Below are 19,944 nucleotides of genomic sequence, written 5' to 3'. Positions count from 1 at the left end.
TTTCGTTAACAATATTAAGCCAGAGTTGAATAAGACATGAATAGAGAACAGTGTGAACGATAAAAACGATAAACAAGCTTTAGCCTTGCCAAGTAGTAGGCTCAGTCGCTTTTCAAAATTAGGCTCTTTAGCCACTCGCGTGGCGGGTAATATGCTGGCCGATGGTGTGAGTGAGCTAGCGAGGGGCAATCGCCCCAAACTGAAAGATTTACTGCTTACCCCAGGCAACGTCGGCCGAGTAGCGGATCAACTGGCGCAAATGCGTGGCGCAGCCATGAAAGTAGGTCAGTTGTTGTCAATGGATTCAGGCGATATTCTGCCGCCGGAATTAACCAATCTGCTGGCTAAATTGCGCTCTGATGCCCATGCTATGCCAGAAAAAGAACTGGTAAAGCTATTAAGCCAGCAATGGGGAGAGGATTGGCGCAAACGTTTTATCCAATTTCCACTAAAACCCATAGCCGCGGCTTCAATTGGCCAAGTGCATAAAGTTATTGATGATGATCTAAAACGTTTAGCCATTAAAATTCAATATCCCGGCATAAAACAAAGTATCGACAGTGATGTTGATAATGTGGCGGCTTTGATAAAAATGACGGGGCTGTTACCCAAGAAACTAAATCTGACTCCTTTGCTAAATGAGGCAAAAAAACAATTACACGATGAAGCGGATTACGCACTCGAAGGACGACGCTTACAAGAGTATGCCAAGGTTATCGCCAATGACGATGCCTTTGCGATGCCCATCTTCGAACCCCAGTTAAGCTCTGAGTTGATACTTGCCATGACCTATCTGGATGGCAGTCCAATTGAAGAACTAGTCGATGCTCCACAAATACTAAGAAATAAAGTGGTAAGCGATTTAATGCGCCTGTTTTTTAAGGAGTTGTTCGATTTTCAACTAGTACAAACTGATCCTAACTTTGCCAACTTTCAATACAACCACGACGAACAAAAAATCATACTGTTAGACTTTGGTGCCACTCGCAATTATCCAGCTGAATTTGCCAATGCTTACCGACGTTTGATGAGTGCAGCTGTTGCCAAAGATAAAAGTGCGATTTTACAAGCCGCCTTAACTATTGGTCTTATAGCTGAGGCTGTTCCAAGCCACATTCAGGCAATTATCACTGATATGGTGTATCTAGCCTGTGAACCTTTATATGCTGAACAAGCTTATGATTTTGCCAACAGTGGTTTGTCCGCCCGTTTGCAACAACAAGGTATGCAAATTGGTTTGGACAAAGAATACATTCACACCCCTCCTAGCGACGCGATATTCTTACATCGCAAATTAGGTGGGTTGTTTTTGTTAGCCATGAAACTCAAAGCCAAGGTCAATATGGCCGAACTATTTGCTCCCTATCTTTATAAATAAGGGTATTATCGGCATTGTTTCGCGCTGAACAATGAGTTTGCGCGAACTCCCGTCGATAAAACTTAGTCCATTTCCCACCTCGTTATTTCTCTCTAAAAAGGTACAAAAAAGTTAAATTTTGCATCTTTTTGCATCTACTTTGGATTCTCAATCGTTTATAGGTAACACTACAAAACTAAATTGCAATTTGACTAGGTAGTAACCATGGAACATGAAGAGCATCTTCGCTTGTTAGGCAAAATAGCAGCGGGCGATCAGCTGGCATTTACAACGTTATACGAAGCCACCAGCGCACAATTATATGCAATCTGTCTAAAAATGCTGAGGCGCAAAGAATGGGCTGAAGACGCAGTGCAAGATGCTTATGTGAAAATATGGCACAACGCTGGCGAGTATCGAACCGGTTTAGGTACGGTACTAACATGGATGGTGAGTATTGCCCGTTACCGTGCTTTAGACATGTTACGTTTTTATAAAGTACGCAACGAACAAGATATTGATGAGACGATCTTACTTGACGATGATGATTTGCTCGACCTGTCTAGCGAAGATAAAAAACAACTCAATTTTTGTTTAGATGAGCTCGAAGATACGCAAAAACAAGCGATTCATTTGGCTTTCTATTGTGGTTTAAGTCACCAAGAAGTGACTACCCACATAGACGCTCCATTAGGGTCAACCAAGAGCATGATTAGGCGTGGTTTACAGTTACTAAAAAGGTGTTTAGGAATATGAATTATTTAATCCAACCCCGACGCGATGCATTGGCCGCCGAGTATGTGCTTGGTACTTTGCGTGGCAGAGCTCGTGTGCGTTTCCAAGGTCTAATCTTACAATATCCTGCGATACGCGCTTCAGTAGAACAGTGGGAACAACACATCAATTCACTGGGCAGCCAGTTGCAACCTGTGCCGCCCGATCCCATTGTATGGGAAAAGATTAAACAACGACTGGCCTTTGACGGGGCACGTACACCAAGTCAACAAACCTTGGCAGAAAATGTCATAGAGTTTCCAAGTAAAACAGTATCGCGCTACAAAGCACTGTCCCTACTCGCAAGCGCCGCCGCCATCGTTTTGGCTGTATTATTGGTACAATTGCAACCGACGCCCTTGTTGCCTGCTCAACAATTTACAGTAATGCAAAATGAAGCCAAAGAATCGCTGTGGTTAATCGAAATTACCGCAGAGACAATAGAAGCTTATGCGTCTAAAAACGTCAGCCAACGTCAGCAAAATGACTATCAATTATGGATGATTGCCGAAGATGGCAGGCCCCCTATTTCTCTGGGTCTATTGCCACAGTCAGGCTTAGCATCATTGGCAAAACATGCACAATTTGAACAACTTGATATTGCTGCTTTGGCGGTCAGTTTAGAGCCGCTAGGTGGTTCGCCCACAGGTTCACCGACTGAAGTATTGTATGTCGCGAAGCTTGCCCTAATGTAAACGTTCAATTCAATCTATGACGCCCTGATCTCAGGGCGTCAATATCTTGTATCAGACCCATTCGATACAAATATTGGTGAATTCACCTAACTCAATCTCCCCACCCCATAATGTAAATATCAGCCTGTCTTAGTTTTACTAGATTCCGAATGAGTGAAGTAAGACAAAATAAAAAATATTTTCAACTACTCTAAACAGTAACAGATTAAATTTTTAAATCAGAGACATTCTCCCAAACACCCTCACAGCCCCCTATAAACCTAGGAGTAATGATAATATTTTAGCTTGACCACGCACATATTAATCATCGCTATATCCTCTTTTTAAAATAATTTAAAAAATAAATTAATTATTTTGCATCTAGTTGAGGATGTGGATCGTTTGGCTTGATGACAAAACAAAACAATAGAGGAATATGTCATGAACAAGTCTTCATCCACACTCGCACTGAGTCTTTTAGCCACTGCCATTATCGGTCAGTTTGCCCATGCATCTAGTCACAGAGAAGCACCTAACATCACGCGTTTTCCGACACTCGATTCAACAGATTTTTATGCTTTTAACAGTTATGAAGAAGGGCGCGGTGATTTTGTTACCATGATCGCTAACTACATTCCATTACAAGATGCTTACGGCGGTCCAAATTATTTTGCCATGGATCCAGCAGCAGTTTACAGCATACACATTGATAATGACGGTGACGCTGTTGAAGATCTAACCTTTCAACTGCGTTTTAAATCAATGTTAGCCAACAGTAATGAAGGAATTAAATTAACTGTCGGCCCTGAAGGTAATCAACGTACCGTAGGTGTACCTTTAAAAAATATCGGTGGTATTTCAGCCACTGACCAAAGTGCTGCTAATTTTAGTGAATCGTATTCGCTTACCTTAGTAAATGGACCACAAAGTAGCGGCACAGCCACGACTATACAAAATGCCACAAGCGGCATGGACTCCTTCCACAAACCCTTAGATTTCATTGGCAATAAAAGTTTTACTGATGCAGCCGGTTATCAAGCCTACGCAGATACGTTTGTTTACTCATTTGCCCTACCCGGTTGTGAGCAAATGGGCAAAGTATTTGTTGGACAACGCAAAGACGCCTTCGTCGTCAACCTAGGTAAAACCTTTGATTTAGTCAATTATGTACCGGTTGAAGGCGACAGCGCACCGGGTGCCGGTGATGCAGGTGGATTTCCTGGTGGGATCACGCAATCGGCTGACAATGATGATTTAATTGATAAAAATGTCACGTCTATTGCCATTGAAGTCCCTAAGTCATGTGCCACAGGTATGGGTAACGGCACCATTGGAGCTTGGACCACAGCCAGTTTACCTCAAGCACGGATTCTGAATCCTGATGCGAGTTTTGCATCCACAGAAGTGAACGGTGGAGCATTGACTCAAGTATCACGCTTAGGTAATCCACTGGTTAATGAATTGGTAATTGGTTTAGCGGATAAAGATACTTTTTCTAGTTCACAACCCAAAGATGATGGTCAGTTCGCTGATTATGTTACTCACCCGACCCTACCTGAATTATTGAATATCTTATTCAAAGATGCGGTCAATACAACCTTAGGCGCAAACATTGCAACACTTGCCCCCACTAATTTTCCTCGTACGGATTTAGTCACGGCATTTTTAACTGGCTTCCCTGGTGTAAACCAACTTTCTACAGTAACACCGTCTGAGATGTTGCGTTTAAATACGGATATTGCAGCAACAGCCAGTGCAATGCAGTCTCCCTTTGGCGTTGCTGGAGATGATTTGGCCGGTTTTCCTAATGGTCGCCGCCCTGGTGATGACGTAGTAGATATTGCACTGCGTGTAGTAATGGGTCGCTTGTGTTATCCCATCCCCGTTGCAGGTGTTGAAACTGATTTAGGTTTGTGTGCGCCTGAAGATGCAAGTGTCGGCAATGTACCCTTTACTGATGGTGCCCCGGTCAATGCTTCAATGATGATGAACTCATTCCCCTATCTTGCTACCCCAAAATCTGGTTCAGAGTAAGGAGTCGATAATGAAAGCTAATATAAACACAGTCACTCTGGTGATATTCAGTTTATTTGGGCTAACGGCGTGTAATTTTTCAGACGATGATACGCCTAAGCCTAACATGTCACCTATGGCATTAGATGCCAGCATAGTGACCCAAACTGATACGCCCGTTATGGATAATCTAAGCGCAACCGATGCTGATAATGATGCTCTGACCTTCAGTGTTATTACCGACCCCATGTCAGGTACCCTGACGGTTATGAGCAATGGTTCATTCACTTATACACCAGCAGAAAACTTTGTTGGCTCAGATAGTTTTGTATTCAGTGCGAGCGATGGCATTAGCGCTGCTGCTGAGGCTACAGTGAATATCACTATTGAAACCTTACAGCTTAGTTTTGGTGAATACAGTCGACAAGCCTTTAATCAAGCATCAAGCGACTCACCTCTACCAATCAATGGCAGGGCATTCACCCAAGATGTCACTCAGGCTAACGCCTATGACGACTTAATTAACAACTAACAAACCTGTTTTACCAGGAAGGTTATGTAGCCATGGATGGCTTTTTTAATACCCTTGTTTATCAACTAGGAGAGATAGTCATGCGCCACCAGCAACGTAGTTTAATTTTATTCATATTTTTTATTAGCCTTGGTGCGTCGGCAGAGCCTTCTAAGCCCCTGGATAGACAACAAATCGTTGCCCGTTGGGATCTCGGTGCAGCTAATAAAGAAACTAGTTTACCCTTACAACAGCGCATGGAAAAAGTCGCTTGGCACATTGAACAAGGCCAATATGCAGGCCAAGCCAATAAGCATTATGGTCGTGCAAGAGCATTGTTATCACCCTTATTTGATTCTGCACAAACTTCCCAGTTAAGTACTGAAAATAACATCACCCAAAGTTACACCTTATATTTATGGTCACGAGTGTTACAACATCAACACCAATTTGCCCAAGCGATCAACTATCTAGACCAAAGCATTGAATTGAACCCTGATAACAGTGCGGCTATATTACTCAAGGCTAACGTTTTGCTGACCCAAGGGCAATTCGCTCAGAGCAAACAGACTTGTACACAGTTATTAGGCAAAGCCGATCTGCTGCTTACCACTGCATGTGTTTTAGAGGTGATGGCAAATCAAGAGCAATTAAGCGCTAGCTATGCGCAACTGAGCCAACTGTTAAATCAGCAATCGATGCGCAATAGCCAACAAAAGCAAGATTGGTTGTTACAACTCGCCGCTGATATGGCCTTAAGATTGAATAAGTATCAAGAGGCGGAAAAGTGGCTGGCTATGGCTCTTTCTGACGTGAGCGAAGGCTCTGACAAGCTCAATTTAGCGCAGAAACCACTCAGTTTAATTGTATTGTGGGCTGATTTGCAATTAAGCCTCAAGCAAACTAATACAGTATTAGTGCAACTTAGTTACGTTGTTGAGCAGGCTGGGTTCAAAGATGATGCCTTGTTAACACGACTGAGCTTGGCCGAAAAAACCACCGCCAAAACTAAGTGGCAAACCCTGCTAACAGAGCGTATTGAACTAAGAGTAGCAAGACAGGACAAATTTCACAGTGCTGATCTCGCACGTTTTTATCTGGATATCGCGCCCAATCCTGAGCAAGCACTTTATTGGGCAAGAATTAACTGGCAACAGGCAAAATTAAATGACGATAAACAACTTTTGGATAGAGCCTTAATGATGCAAAATATCGACTCTTAAGCACAACAACTATCCATGCGGTCATCTCACTCTATTTATTTTGGAACACCACCATGAAGTACTTTTTTAACTCTTGTCATGCCAGACTGCTACTTTTAAGCCTTTTGTTATACTGGCCTGCGGCTAACGCCCATCAAATGAGTACGGCCTATTTGCAGTTGTCGCAGAGCCCCTTGCATATCTCTGCATTTGAGCAAGAAACAGCTGAAGAAACTCCCCTAGCCACTTTTTATGGGGAACTCCAACTGCGTTGGTTTGATTTAGAATTGGTGATTGGCCTAGATGCGAATACTGACGGCGAATTATCTTGGGCTGAAGTTGATAGTCGTTCACCGGAAATCAAAGCTTTTGTGCGGCAACACCTTTCCATATTAAGCGCTAATGCGCGCTGTGAATTAAACATAGAGAACGATATTCAGACCGACATGCATTTTGATGAAGGTTACTTAGTGCTGTATTTTAGCAGCCCCTGTCCCGTGATAAACGCAGATAATAAACCCCATGTTTTGACTATTCAGTATTCTGCCATTTTCGCTCAAGATGCTGATCACAAGTTGTTAGTCAACGCCGAGCTTTTCGAGCAAAAGTTTGCTGGCGTGTTAGATGTACAAAACCAAAGCTACCTAATAGAGCCCGAAAATAACCGAATTTTAAGTATTGTTTTTACCTATATTTATCAGGGCATAAGCCATATTTTCATGGGCACTGACCATATTTTGTTTCTATGTGCCTTGTTACTTACTTGTGTGCTTCATCGCGAAAATCACCAGTGGCAAGCCAAAGCTAACTTAAAGAAAATATTAAAAGACACAGCCTGGATAATAACCGCTTTTACGGTTGCTCATTCACTTACCCTAACGGCCACCGCAATGGATATTATTGTGCCAAGTAGTCGCTGGGTTGAATTCGGTATTGCTTTGTCAGTGATGTTAACCGCACTCAATAATATTTGGCCCTTAGTTTTACGCCTAGGCTGGATTACCTTTGCTTTTGGCTTATTACATGGCATGGGATTCGCTGGTGTTCTGGGAGAGCTAGGTATAGACAAGGACCAAAAACTGCTGTCGGTCATCGCCTTCAACCTTGGCGTAGAATTTGGCCAGCTAATGATATTGGCGGCACTATTACCAATTTTACTCTATGTCGGTAAACGTCGTTGGTACCAAACTTACGGTATGCAGGCAAGTTCAGCCGTTATTGCAATCATTGCCTTGCAATGGTGTATTGAGCGTTTTTAATTCAAGGTGGAATAAGTTGTTATATTCTAGTTACGACGGCTTAAAGCGCGTTATGATAGTAAAATGCCACCGTCGTATAAGGAAAATCCATGTTAATTAGTTTAACGCCATTGCAAGCTCGAATCATTGGTGTATTACTTGAAAAAGAAAGTACTACACCTGAGCAATACCCTCTCTCGCTCAATAGCTTAACCCTTGGCTGTAATCAAAAAAGTAATCGTGAACCGGTAATGAATTTATCTGAGCAAGAGGTGCAGCAAGGCTTGGACGAACTGAATGATAAAAAGTGCATCTTTACCATCACCACCAGTGGCAGTCGCGTCGCCAAATATAAACACCGCTTTTGCAATACTGAGTTTAGTTCTTTGCAATTTAGTGAGCAGCAACGAGCCCTTATTTGTGTGATGTTGCTACGTGGTCCACAAACTCCGGGCGAGTTGCGCACACGTACCCAGCGCTTAGCCGACTTTTCTAATGTTGAGCAAGTTGAGGGCTGTTTAGTGGCTCTACAAGATCTTAATGGCGAACAGTTAGTCACCAAGCTAGCCAGAGAGCCTGGCAAACGTGAATCACGCTATGCTCAGCTATTTTGTGGTGAAGAAGGTTTACAAATAAATTCCTCTGATTTTAACCAGCAGGATGAGAGATCGGTTCACAACCAGCCAGCATTGAACGTCAGGGTTGCTGAACTTGAAAACCAAGTGTCAGAAATGAAAAGTCAGTTAGAGGAACTGCGCCAACTCGTTGAGATATTAAGCGCCTAAATATGTAAAAAAGCGTAACTATGCCATTGATTGCAGAATCCATTGTTTTAGTTGCGCTTCACCTAAAGCCCCAGAAACTCGATTAATTTCTTTGCCTTGTTTAAACATGATCATGGTCGGAATACTGCGAATGGTAGCGTTGGCTGATACCTGTTGCGCTACTTCGGTATTCACTTTGGCAAACAGGAGTCCGGGGGACTGCTTAGCGACTTGACTAAATACCGGCGCCATCACTTTACACGGCCCACACCAACTGGCCCAAAAATCTACCACTACCGGTAAGTCATTACGTTCAATATACTTGTAAAAATTACTATCAGTGAGCTCTACAGGTTTTGCGGCATATAAAATCGACTGACACTTGCCACATTTTCCTTCGAGATAAGACTTATTCTCAGGGACATTATTGGTAGAAAAACAAGATGAACAAACCAAATGCATCACAGCACTCCTTAATTAAACGGTTTTAAGTTTTAAGATATCCTTGAGTTTCAACAAGGTATTCAGATTACGTGCAGTAGTACTAACACCTAAACATTTATCTACTTTAGCCACCAGCTTAGAACGCCCAATACCTTCTGGTGCAAATAAATATAAGCCCTGAGGCTGCAGTTCGTATGTTTCACTGGGTGATTTTAATTGTTGCAGCTTGGTTAAATCAGGAGAAGCGGGTATCTCATCCACAAAGAAAAAGTGCACTTGCTTTGGCTCACTGTATGCTTGTTTATAGGGGTTTTGTGCAAGTATTTGATTAAATTCTGTGGCAGTCAATAGCATTACTTTGGGCTGAAAATCAAAGTGCCTCTGAATTAACAACGACAATTCACTTGCCAAAACATTAGAACTGACTTCAGTATGTTGAAATACTACGTTGCCACTTTGAATGTAACTTTGAACACCTTCGTAGCCCGCATCTGTCATAATTTGAGTTAATATTTTCATCGGTATAATGTTGTTTCCACCGACGTTAATACCTCTCAACAGCGCGACCCAAGTTTGCATTTTAATGTTCTCGTAGATAGCGAATAGCAGCTTTCAACATCTGAGCATGTAAGGGATTGGCTTTAGGTATTGAGCAAGACTCGGTCTCTTCAATTCCCGTCATATCGTATTTCATCGCGATAAGTTGTTCTGCACTAATAACCAAGTCAGCATGACAGACATTTTCAGACTGCGGAATTTCAAAAAATTGATTTTCTCCTTGGTTATAAGCCATTAAGTCTTTAACCCCTTGAATTAAGGTGGTGGCATCAGCTTGAGAATGGGCAACAAAAATAGGTAGATTTAATTCACTATTATTTTCCATCAGCTCTCGTGTCGACATAATGACATCAACAAGCTGAAAGGCTGCAAAGGTAGCAACAGACGGATATTTGTAGGGGTTGCGTCCCTCGCTTGCGTAATCACCGTCTAATTTTTTGGCAACCCATCTCATGCCCCATACATTGGCTAACATTTCTGCCTTTGACTCTAAGCGTAGAGCGCCAGAAAACAGCATCAAACCTTCGAGTTTATTAGGGTGATGTAATACATACTCTGTGGCTAAAGCGCCGCCCGTAGAAAAACCACCAATAACCTCGCGTTGACCTAAGTCACTTGCTAAGTTAACCACCTTGTCTACAAGATCGCGCCATTTGGCGGCTAATTGAGGATCTTCCATATCTGTGTCAGCACTTTTCAAACCATGACCCGGCAGTAAAGCCACGACTACATTATAACCTTCAGCGTGAAAAGATTGAGCGATGGAACGCAAGTAGAAAGGTGAGTCACTCAAACCATGAAACAATACAATGACTTTTTCAGTCACTTTATTGTGATGCAGAATATAGGGGGCATTGCCGTCGTTTCTCAATGCCGCAGAGCAAACTGAGAACTCAGCTAAACTGGGGGTTTGGCAACCTTGGGTAGTGCCTAACTGAGCTTGGTAAAGTTGTTCAAAGCGATTAAACGCGCCGTCCAGTTCTTGGGCATTAGACGCAGAGGCAAAACCCAGATAAAGAAAAACAAGAGTATAAAAAACGCAGAAATGTTTTGATTGCATAGTAAGATTCTTAGATTGAGATAAGCTCCTTACTATAACGAGCCTAGCGTTTTTTCGCCATGGCTTTAATCTATGTTTAGTGTGTTGCAATAAAAACGGCGCCTCCAAGGCGCCGTTTTATTTTAATTTTAAAAAAACTTAGGCAAAGTATGCCGCTAGCTCATCACTGCCGCCAATATGTTTGCCGCCAATAAATATTTGTGGCCAGCTTTCTTTTCCTGAAAGTGCTTTAAGTGAGGTAAAAGAGACCTCTTTGCCCATCACTAACTCTTCGTAGGCATAACCCTTCTCGTCGAGTAAGTTCTTTGCTTTAGCACAGAAAGGACAACCCGGTTTAGTCAAAATGGTAGTAGGCACTGCCTTAACTGCGTCTGGTGCAATATAACCCAACATAGTATCAGCATCAGATACTTCAAATGGGTCACCAGGCTTATTTGGTTCGATAAACATTTTTTCTACAATGCCATCTTTAACCAACATAGAATAACGCCAGCTGCGCTTGCCAAACCCTAAATCAGCTTTATCTACCAACAATCCCATGCCTTGAGTAAACTCGCCATTGCCATCGGGAATAAGCGTTACGTTACCAGCTTCTTGATCCGCCGACCATGCATTCATGACAAAGGTATCATTTACTGACATACAAATAATGTCGTCTACGCCATTAGCTTTGAATGTGCTGGCTAACTCGTTGTAACGTGGTAAATGCGTAGAAGAGCATGTTGGGGTAAACGCACCGGGCAGTGAAAACACCACAACGGTTTTACCTTTAAATAATTCGTCGGTGCTACGCTTTACCCATTCATCATTAACGCGCGTAGCAAAAGTTACATTCGGTACAGCTTGTCCGGCTTTATCTTGAAAATTTGGATTAGTCATAAGTTTTCCTCTTCTAGTAGGTTGTTCGATTGGTTCTGTTCAATCAATGCCAATAGAGTAAACCGTTATTGCTACAAAAGATAAGTCATAAAAACGATGCAACCAATAGGAAATAACGATTAAAAAACATTTTTCAATTCATTTAATTAAAAATCATTGAAAAAAATCATCACCTTTTTCGGCTAACATAGCATCAATATCTTCTATACTTGGCAAAGCACTGGTTTCTTGATCTTTATTTGCACCACTGGGAATGGCTTTTTCTTCATTGGCCCACTCACCTAAATCGATAAGTTGACATTGTTTTGAGCAAAAGGGTCTAAACGCACTAGCGGGAGACCATTCCACTTCTTTTTTACACATTGGACAAACTACATTCATAAGAAAATTAACCTAAGTTCGGGTGACGATTGTTTAAAAACATAAAGTTAAATGGGTTAATTATAAAAACTATGCACCCTAAAGCAGATAGCAAGCGTGCTTGACTAACAACAAGCCAATTGAAAAGGCACCACTGCATCCACACCACTACTCCCTTGCACTGTGGGAGTAAATAATGTGAAACGAATAGCATAGCGATATTTGTTACCACTGAGCATAGGATAATAACCTTGATCAGTAGTGCTAAAAACACGGATCAATTCATTTTTATCTTCTGCCACGCCCTGATAAAAACCTTTTTCGGCGTTGTATTGCACAAAACGGCCACGCTCACGCAAAAATGAAAGTGTTATTTCTATCGCTTCTTTAATGGGGGTCAATTCTAACATCCAGGTATTAACCTGTTTTAATTTGTTGGCACTAGGCTGTTGTAACCAGTAGTGCAAGCTGGGTAAATCAAAGCTACACGTGCCACCAGGAATACTAAAACGTTGACGGATAGAGGCCAAAAAACGGTCTTCTTTTAAATCTGCCCCAATTTTTTTATTACCTTTAAGAGACTCTCTCAAACGTAATATTTTTTGTAATGATGCCTGCAAAGCTTCGTTATCGATATTTGGATGCTGCGACCAAATGACCAAATTCTTTTCATGTTGTTCAATATCTTTTAATACGTCAGTGCGCAAATCAAGGCGCTCCAACAAATCAAGTAGGGTAAATAATGAACTAAAAAAATTGATAAACTGCCAGCTCTCATTGGCTGAATTGGCATGTACAAGCTGTTTAAAAAGTTGCTCGAGGCGCAGATACGTTCTGACCTTTTCATTGAGCGGAAATTCGTAGATCGCTTGTGACATAGTTACTCTTTAATTAATTTTTGGATTTAAGCGTTTGTTTGATGACTCATTAACGAGACAAGCTCACATTGTAAAGAGTTTTTAAACAAATCAATAGGCTGTTATTGCAAATTGCAGAAAGGAAACTAAATAACGCTGTGTGTTTGTGCAGCCAACTTACCGTAAAGTTGATGTAATTCCGCCACCTTATCTACTAGATCTTTGGGGCCGCCTTCATTTTGTATTACATCATCGGCTATAGCTAAACGTTGTTCTCGGCTAGCTTGTGCACGCATGATAGCAGAAATTTGTTCAACATTGCTGTTATCTCTTTGCACAGTGCGTTGCAACTGAGTTGCTTCAGACACGTCGACAATCAATACACGGTCCACCGACTTAGCTAAGCTATTTTCCACTAACAAAGGCACACTTAATATGCAATATGGTGATGTTGCCGCTTGCGTTTGTTGCTGCATTTGTTGACGGATCAGTGGGTGAAGTAATTGATTAAGCCACGCTTTAAGTTCAGGCTCAGCAAAAACTCTTTGCCTAAGTAGGCTGCGATTAAGCTGGCCTTTTTCATCTAAAATTTCTTTACCTAGCTTAGCCACTATCTGACTTAACCCCACCGTACCCGGGGCGACGACATCTCTGGCAATAACATCAGCATCAATAATATCCACACCGAGACGGGCAAAAAGATCAGTAACGGTGGTTTTACCACTACCTATGCCACCACTTACACCCACAACAAAGCGACTCATTGTACAATCCAATTTAAATATTGACTAACAAACCAATCTCCGTAGAGCAAGGTTAACCAGCCAGCGGCAGCTAGGTATGGCCCAAATGGAATAGGCTGACTTTTATCGCGGCCTTGAACTAGGATTAAACTGATCCCAACAATCGCCCCCACAAAAGAGGATAATAGAATGACAACTGGCAATTGTTGCCAACCGACTAAAGCGCCTAGGGCGGCCAGTAATTTAAAATCGCCGTAACCCATGCCTTCTTTACCGGTGAGCAACTTAAATGCCCAATAAAGTGACCATAAACATAGATATCCCACTGCGGCACCAATAATCGCATCAGTTGTACTGACATACACGCCGCTTACGCTGGCGACTAAAGCAATCCATAGCAGACTGAGAGTGAGTTGGTCAGGCAACAACATTTTATCCAAATCAATAAAGGTCATCGCTATTAATAGCCAAGTAGCCAAAACTGCCAACAAAGCAGGAACCCCAAAGCCAAAATGCCAAGCGGCAATAGCACTCAACACAGCGGTAGTTAATTCAACCAAAGGATATCGAATTGAAATCGGATTAAGACATTGGCTACATTTTCCCTTTAGCCATAACCAACTCAGCAGCGGAATATTTTCCCACGCTCTGATTTTATGCTGACAGCTAGGACAAGTTGAATCGGGTTTGATGAGATTAAATGCAGGGCCATTATTGGCATCTTGCGGGCGCTCAGGGTGCAAAAAGTCTTCGCATTCTTTACGCCATGCTCGCTCCATCATAATGGGTAAACGATAGATAACTACATTCAGGAAGCTGCCAACCATTAAACTGACAACAAAAACCAAAGCAATAAAAAACGTCGGCGACTGCGACATTAGCTGAATCCAAATATCCATAATTAAGTACTTTTAAGTCAAGAAAGAAAAACGCTATAGCTTGCCAGAAATACTGACGTCAATCTACGGTTCAATATTTGTTTGCTTCTGAGCTGATTGTTCGCAGCTGAACTGCGCCGGTCACCGGCAGCTCCTACAAGCGCCCCCCTCTTGTAGGAGTTCCTTCAGGGACGAACAAATCAACAACAAATGCTAATTTAACAACCAATGTCTAATTATTAGCTAGGATACTTGTTCGCAGCTGAACTGCGCCGGTCACCGGCAGCTCCTACAAAAGATAAATCAACAACAAATGCTGATTCCACAACCAATATCTAATTATTAGCTAGGATACTTGTTCGCAGCTGAACCGCGCCGGTCACCGGCAGCTCCTACAAGTGCCCCCCTCTTTTGTAGGAGTTCCTTTAGGGACGAACAAATCAACAACAAATGCTAATTTAACAACCAATGTCTAATTATTAGCTAGGATACTTGTTCGCAGCTGAAGCAGCTCCTACAAAAGATAAATCAACAACAAATGCTGATTTAACAACCAATATCCAATTATTAGCTAGGATGACTGTTCGCAGCTGAACCGCGCCGGTCACCGGCAGCTCCTACAACATAGCTCCCTCTCGGCGGCTTTAACTTAAAACTCGCTGCTCGAAGCTGCTTTATACCCTAAATAACATTACCCATTTCGAATATCGGCAGGTACATAGCCACAATTAACCCACCAATAACAACACCTAATACCGCCATTATCAGTGGCTCTAATAAGCTAGTAAGACCATCAACTAAGTCATCGACTTCAGCCTCATAGATAAACGCAATTTTGCTAAGCATTTCATCAACTGCACCCGCTTCTTCACCAATGGCAATCATTTGCACCACCATTTCTGGGAACACACCGGTCGTGCGCATCGCGGCATTCATTTGAATCCCGCCTGCTACTTCTTTTTTAACAAATAAAATGGCATCGCGAAATATAGCATTGCCTGCGGCACCGGCTGCAGAGTCTAGCGCGCTGATAAGGGGCACACCAGCAGCAAAGGTTGTAGATAATGTTCGGGTAAAGCGTGCCACTGCGGCTTTTTTAAGAATCTCACCAATAACGGGGATTTTAAGTAATTTAGCATCAACTGAATCACGTAATTTTTTCGACTTTTTATGCGCCCGTTTAAATAAGTAGCTGGCCGCAAACAAACCAGCGCCAACAAATAGACCATAATCTTGCATAAAACGTGAGATCACTAAAACAAATTGGGTGAAGGCAGGCAGCTCGGCACCAAAACTACTAAAAATCTCTTCAAATTGCGGTACCACAAAAATTAGCAATATGGTGGTAACAATAAACGCTACTGCAATAACTGCCACTGGATAAAACATGGCTTTTTTAATTTTTGACTTTAGTGCTTCGGCTTTTTCTTTATAAATCGCAATACGATCATAAATAGTTTCTAGCGCTCCGGATTGTTCACCGGTTTCTACTAAATCACAGTAAAGATCGTCAAATTGGTCAGGATGTTTGCGCAGGGAATTAGATAAGGGATTACCGGCTTTTACTTCATTACTAACGGCTGCCAACATTTTACGCATGTTCACATTATTATGGCCTTGCGCAATCATATCGATGGATTGAATCAGCGTTACACCGGCACTGAGCATAGTTGCCAGTTGACGAGATATAATCGCAATGTCCATCGGTTTAATTTTTTCAGCGCCTTTGCCAAATAAAGGTTTGCTTAACTTTTTAACTTTTTTGGCAGAGATACCTTGGCGTCGCAATTGATTTTTTGCTTCTACTATCGACGTAGCCGATATTTCACCTTTAACCGCTTGACCGCGTTTATTAGCGCCATTGTATATATAAGTAATGGGAGCAGTAGCCATAATGAATTTCTCAGTAAGTCCGTAACAAAAAAAGCCCAGACAATTCTGGGCTTCTTATTTTATTTACTAGTATTGATTAGCACAAGTTAGTAGCGACACATCCGCCAGTTGTTGTATCCCAAGTAGTAGTGCCATTTGCTACTGTACCAACAGCAACATAAGTATCAGTTACAGCAACGCCACTACGCACACCGGCAGTAGGAACGACAGTAATAGTATATGGACCGCCCGCAGCGCCTGTTATAGCAACGCTAGTAACTAATGGGCTTTGACTCCAACCAGCCTGTGCAGCGATAGTTGAACAATCAGCTGGAATGCCTGTTTGTACACAAACTTCAACGGCAGTTTTAGCCGGGCCAGCCGATGAAACCACTTCACTATATCCAGCCTTAGCTGTGTAAGTTTGATACGCAGGTAAAGCGATCATGGCCAAAATACCGATAATAGCTACAACAATCATTAGTTCGATTAGTGTGAAGCCGCCTTGTTTTTTAACATTGTTCATTTGATTCATGTTCATGGTGTATTTCTCCAACACTTTATAAGTGCGTAGTGGTTTTTCAAGTTTGTGCCAATGACAGTGGGCTGCTTAATGGCGTTCTTTAAATTCCTGTTTAGTATAGAACGACTTAACAATCTGACAAGTATCTAAAAACATACTTAAGTCTAAAGTGTGAAAATTAAATAACATTATCGTGACTTTATGACTCTCAGTGATAAATCAATGGCATTAACGTTTTTAGTCAGCGCACCAGAAGAAATGTAGTCCACTCCTGTTGCAGACAGTGCTTTTAAACGTTCACGTGTCACATTACCAGACACTTCAAGTTTACTTCTACCTTGATTAAGTATGACTGCTTGCTCTATCAAGGCAATACTGAAGTTGTCTAACATAACAATGTCGGCCCCTGCCTCAATAGCTTGAGTTAATTCAGCTAAATTTTCTACTTCGACTTCAACCGCTAACTCACTATGTTGTGATCTTGCCTGTTCAATCGCCTTAGCAATTGAGCCACAGGCCATAATGTGGTTTTCTTTAATCAAAAAAGCATCATACAAGCCTATGCGGTGATTCTTGCCACCACCACAGGTCACTGCATATTTTTGCGCAAGTCGCATTCCAGGCAGTGTTTTCCGCGTATCTAATAGTTGTGTTTGGGTGCCAACGAGTTCTGCAACGCATGCAGCAACTTGTGTTGCAGTGGCGCTTAAGGTTTGCAAGAAGTTTAAGGCCGTTCTTTCTCCGGTTAAAATAGCGCGAGCCGCACCACTAAGCTGAAAAATAGCTTGATTGGCTTGCAAGTGTTCGCCATCTTTAACCAGCCACGTAATTTTTATATTGGGATCAAGTTGACGAAAGGTTTCATTGACCCATTCGGCCCCAGCTAATACACAAGGCTCTCGGGTAATTACTTGTGCCTGAATCATTTGGTCTTGAGGAATTAAATTGGCCGTAATATCACCGGTTTCGATTGGCTTACCACCTAAGTCTTCAAATAACGCAAAGCTTACTGCTTGTGTAATGTGTTCTTGCAACATATTTTCCCTTTTTTGTTTTATTTTATTTTGGATTATTTTTACCCGTTAATAAGGTCTTGCATATGTGGGGCGGAACCTCGCATTTCGAAGGCGCTTGCTTGAAGCTGCGGTTTGATTTTTCGCGGCTAAAGCCGTTCCTACAATGAGCGTAATATCAGCCATTCGCCTTTTTGGGTGAACTCTAACTGCCTTAATGCACTCATGCCCAATAATATTTCATCACTTTGGTCAGCAGGGTTAATGCTGGCTTGCACATCAAACAGTTGAATATCTCCAATTGAAAGTTGTCCAATTGTGGTCCGTGCGACTTGCACAATACCATTGGCAGTTTGCACTGGATACAAAGCACCCGCAGTTAAATTGAGGCGTTTTGCTAAGTGTAACGGCACAGATACATGAGTAGCACCTGTATCCAATAAAAACACCACAGCTTCATTATTGACTAAACCATTGCTGACATAGTGGCCATTGCGATTTTGTTTTAATTGCACCTCGCTCACTCCTTGCAAGGTGCTTGAAATAGGTTTTCTATTGGGGTTAAATTGCTCTTCGAGCTGCTCATCAAATACCACTACTAGCAAAGCTAAACCCGCTACCCAAGCAAAAATTAGCATCCATTTTCCCATCGCACTGTGTTGCTCAGACAAAGTTATCTCCTATTTAAAACCTAAACTGCTACTTGACCAGGACCTTATCCTGATTACTATGATAACTGCCAGAGGATATTATTAGAAGAAGCTACATTATCAATACCGAACCAAGCCGTGACTTTTATCCCCCTGCGTTACAATGCCCAAGCATGCATTGTGATGCCAGACCTAAGCCAGACAATGTGTCATTGTTGGTTATTCATAACATTTCATTACCCCCCAACCAGTTTGGCGGTAAACATATTGAAGCGTTTTTTTGTGGGAAACTTGATAAAAATATCCATCCTTATTTTAGCGAAATAGCTGAGATGCGTGTATCAGCCCATTGTTTGATAAAACGCAATGGTGAAATAATACAATTTGTACCATTTACACAACGGGCATGGCATGCTGGTAAATCGAGTTTTCAGGGTAGGAGCATTTGCAATGATTATTCTATTGGCATTGAGTTAGAAGGTGCTGATCATATAGCCTATACTCCTATCCAATATGCTAGCTTGGTAAAACTAAGCCACTATTTAATGTTGCTTTTCCCACAAATAAAGCTGTCACGCATTGTTGGACATTGTGATATTGCCCCTGAACGCAAAACGGATCCAGGGCCAATGTTTGATTGGTCTTTTTATCGTCAATGCTTGGTTGCCCTTTAACTGGGTTTAAGTGATATATTAAGTAAGTTATTAATTTTGGAGAAAATGTCTTATGACAATAATCAGTTTGCTCTTGGTCTTACTGGTTGAGCGGGTGACCACAAAATCACAATACTGGCAATTTGAATTTTATTTCAATAAGTTAGTGAAAGCCTTCAAAAAAGAGGATTTAGAAGAATCAAGTAAAAGTTATTGGTGGCTAGGAAGTATCATCCTACCGGTCTTTGTCGTCTACATTTTAGTGCAACAACTGGCAGGTGGATTGATTGAATTAGTCGCCAGTACAGCGATATTAATGGTTTGTGTAGGCTGCCCCGCAGTTCGTGCAACCTACAAGTGTTTTTTACAGGCGGCCAATCGAGGCGATATTGAGGCCTGTAGCCTTTATGCAGAACAACTCGGTAACTCAGACGAAGGGATCGAATCATTTGGCCGTAACTTGGTTTGGCAAAACTACTTACATTATGCCGCCGTCATCTTGTGGTTTACCGCCTTAGGCGCAGCTGGAGCCTTACTGTATGTGCTAAGTCGAGAAATGAACAAACAACTTAAGCTAAACTCTCATCCTGAAGCGATTGATGCTGACAAATTACTGTACGTACTTGATTGGGTGCCGGTGCGTATTACGGCTTTGGGTTTTCTGTTAGTCGGTCATTTTTCACGGGCTTTTCCTATCTGGTTTGGGTATTTACTGGACCCACAAATAGATGCCAAAAGCTTACTACTCAATGTTGCTAAACAAGCCGAAGAAATAGAACCAGACGAAAAGGATTGTACCGAAGAGCCTTGCACCTTGGTTCGTTTAGCCAAACGCAACGTCATGTTTATCCTAGTTGCTATCGCCCTTTTGACCCTTTCAGGTTGGATAAACTAGCTGATCGGACCACACCTAAAATTAAG

At 42.0% G+C, this 19,944-nt stretch carries 22 protein-coding genes; 10 read left to right on the top strand and 12 right to left on the bottom strand.

Features of this window, described 5'->3' with window-relative positions; all coding sequences use genetic code 11:
- The first annotated feature begins 52 nt into the window (after positions 1-52).
- The 8 genes from ABKW31_RS01420 to ABKW31_RS01385 all read left to right on the top strand — a co-directional run bounded on the left by ABKW31_RS01420 (position 53) and on the right by ABKW31_RS01385 (position 8,554).
- Complete coding sequence (locus ABKW31_RS01420) at positions 53-1,378, top strand: AarF/ABC1/UbiB kinase family protein (protein ID WP_348614367.1); 1,326 nt, start codon at positions 53-55, stop codon at positions 1,376-1,378.
- A 204-nt stretch (positions 1,379-1,582) separates the two neighbouring features.
- A complete protein-coding gene (locus ABKW31_RS01415; RefSeq protein ID WP_348614366.1) occupies positions 1,583-2,113 on the top strand; it encodes a sigma-70 family RNA polymerase sigma factor in 531 nt (176 codons plus the stop codon).
- Complete coding sequence (locus ABKW31_RS01410) at positions 2,110-2,826, top strand: anti-sigma factor (RefSeq protein WP_348614365.1); 717 nt, start codon at positions 2,110-2,112, stop codon at positions 2,824-2,826. The genes ABKW31_RS01415 and ABKW31_RS01410 overlap by 4 nt, the downstream gene beginning before the upstream one ends.
- 420 nt (positions 2,827-3,246) lie before the next feature.
- The gene (locus ABKW31_RS01405; RefSeq protein WP_348614364.1) at positions 3,247-4,839 is read left to right on the top strand and encodes a DUF4331 domain-containing protein; all 1,593 of its coding nucleotides are present in this window, start codon (positions 3,247-3,249) and stop codon (positions 4,837-4,839) included.
- A gap of 10 nt (positions 4,840-4,849) precedes the next feature.
- A complete protein-coding gene (locus ABKW31_RS01400) occupies positions 4,850-5,350 on the top strand; it encodes an Ig-like domain-containing protein (protein ID WP_348614363.1) in 501 nt (166 codons plus the stop codon).
- Positions 5,351-5,382: 32 nt separating this feature from the next.
- The gene (locus ABKW31_RS01395; RefSeq protein ID WP_348614362.1) at positions 5,383-6,552 is read left to right on the top strand and encodes a tetratricopeptide repeat protein; all 1,170 of its coding nucleotides are present in this window, start codon (positions 5,383-5,385) and stop codon (positions 6,550-6,552) included.
- Between the two features lie 53 nt (positions 6,553-6,605).
- The gene (locus ABKW31_RS01390; protein WP_348614361.1) at positions 6,606-7,790 is read left to right on the top strand and encodes a HupE/UreJ family protein; all 1,185 of its coding nucleotides are present in this window, start codon (positions 6,606-6,608) and stop codon (positions 7,788-7,790) included.
- Positions 7,791-7,879: 89 nt separating this feature from the next.
- Positions 7,880-8,554, top strand: coding sequence for a YceH family protein (locus ABKW31_RS01385; RefSeq protein ID WP_348614360.1), 675 nt, complete (start codon positions 7,880-7,882; stop codon positions 8,552-8,554).
- Positions 8,555-8,572: 18 nt separating this feature from the next.
- On the opposite strand, the gene trxC is transcribed toward ABKW31_RS01385, so the two are convergent.
- The 12 genes from trxC to ABKW31_RS01325 form a co-directional block, all read right to left on the bottom strand.
- Positions 8,573-8,995, bottom strand: a complete 423-nt coding sequence (gene trxC, locus ABKW31_RS01380) for a thioredoxin TrxC (protein ID WP_348614359.1) — start codon at positions 8,993-8,995, stop codon at positions 8,573-8,575.
- Positions 8,996-9,010: 15 nt separating this feature from the next.
- On the bottom strand, positions 9,011-9,556 hold the full coding sequence (locus ABKW31_RS01375; protein ID WP_348614358.1) for a DUF1697 domain-containing protein: 546 nt from the start codon (positions 9,554-9,556) through the stop codon (positions 9,011-9,013).
- A 1-nt stretch (position 9,557) separates the two neighbouring features.
- Entirely contained in the window at positions 9,558-10,595 is a 1,038-nt protein-coding gene (locus ABKW31_RS01370; RefSeq protein ID WP_348614356.1) for an alpha/beta fold hydrolase, read from the bottom strand.
- A gap of 138 nt (positions 10,596-10,733) precedes the next feature.
- Positions 10,734-11,474, bottom strand: coding sequence for a glutathione peroxidase (locus ABKW31_RS01365; protein ID WP_348614354.1), 741 nt, complete (start codon positions 11,472-11,474; stop codon positions 10,734-10,736).
- 153 nt (positions 11,475-11,627) lie between these two features.
- Positions 11,628-11,855 carry a DNA gyrase inhibitor YacG gene (yacG, locus tag ABKW31_RS01360; RefSeq protein ID WP_348614352.1) on the bottom strand — a complete coding sequence of 76 codons (228 nt, stop codon included), beginning with the start codon at positions 11,853-11,855 and terminating at the stop codon, positions 11,628-11,630.
- 104 nt (positions 11,856-11,959) lie between these two features.
- The gene (zapD, locus tag ABKW31_RS01355) at positions 11,960-12,712 is read right to left on the bottom strand and encodes a cell division protein ZapD (RefSeq protein ID WP_348614351.1); all 753 of its coding nucleotides are present in this window, start codon (positions 12,710-12,712) and stop codon (positions 11,960-11,962) included.
- Between the two features lie 125 nt (positions 12,713-12,837).
- Complete coding sequence (gene coaE, locus ABKW31_RS01350; protein WP_348614349.1) at positions 12,838-13,455, bottom strand: dephospho-CoA kinase; 618 nt, start codon at positions 13,453-13,455, stop codon at positions 12,838-12,840.
- Positions 13,452-14,333 carry an A24 family peptidase gene (locus tag ABKW31_RS01345; protein WP_348614347.1) on the bottom strand — a complete coding sequence of 294 codons (882 nt, stop codon included), beginning with the start codon at positions 14,331-14,333 and terminating at the stop codon, positions 13,452-13,454. Before ABKW31_RS01345 ends, coaE begins: the two co-directional genes overlap by 4 nt.
- A 660-nt stretch (positions 14,334-14,993) precedes the next feature.
- Positions 14,994-16,205 (bottom strand): type II secretion system F family protein, encoded by a 1,212-nt coding sequence (locus ABKW31_RS01340; protein WP_348614346.1) that lies wholly within the window; start codon positions 16,203-16,205, stop codon positions 14,994-14,996.
- A 76-nt stretch (positions 16,206-16,281) separates the two neighbouring features.
- The gene (locus ABKW31_RS01335) at positions 16,282-16,725 is read right to left on the bottom strand and encodes a pilin (protein ID WP_348614345.1); all 444 of its coding nucleotides are present in this window, start codon (positions 16,723-16,725) and stop codon (positions 16,282-16,284) included.
- A 170-nt stretch (positions 16,726-16,895) separates the two neighbouring features.
- A complete protein-coding gene (gene nadC, locus ABKW31_RS01330; RefSeq protein ID WP_348614344.1) occupies positions 16,896-17,744 on the bottom strand; it encodes a carboxylating nicotinate-nucleotide diphosphorylase in 849 nt (282 codons plus the stop codon).
- A gap of 137 nt (positions 17,745-17,881) precedes the next feature.
- Positions 17,882-18,391, bottom strand: coding sequence for a TIGR02281 family clan AA aspartic protease (locus ABKW31_RS01325; protein ID WP_348614343.1), 510 nt, complete (start codon positions 18,389-18,391; stop codon positions 17,882-17,884).
- A 98-nt stretch (positions 18,392-18,489) separates the two neighbouring features.
- On the opposite strand from ABKW31_RS01325, the gene ampD reads away from it, so the two are divergent.
- A complete protein-coding gene (ampD, locus tag ABKW31_RS01320; RefSeq protein WP_348615173.1) occupies positions 18,490-19,044 on the top strand; it encodes a 1,6-anhydro-N-acetylmuramyl-L-alanine amidase AmpD in 555 nt (184 codons plus the stop codon).
- 52 nt (positions 19,045-19,096) lie between these two features.
- A complete protein-coding gene (gene ampE / locus ABKW31_RS01315) occupies positions 19,097-19,918 on the top strand; it encodes a beta-lactamase regulator AmpE (protein WP_348614342.1) in 822 nt (273 codons plus the stop codon).
- The last annotated feature ends 26 nt before the right edge of the window (positions 19,919-19,944 follow it).

The organism is Paraglaciecola sp. 25GB23A (assembly GCF_040012495.1).
In the GTDB taxonomy this organism is placed as follows: Bacteria; Pseudomonadota; Gammaproteobacteria; order Enterobacterales; family Alteromonadaceae; genus Paraglaciecola.
Note: the sequence above shows the minus strand (reverse complement) of the source record. Positions and strands in the feature narration are given on the sequence as shown.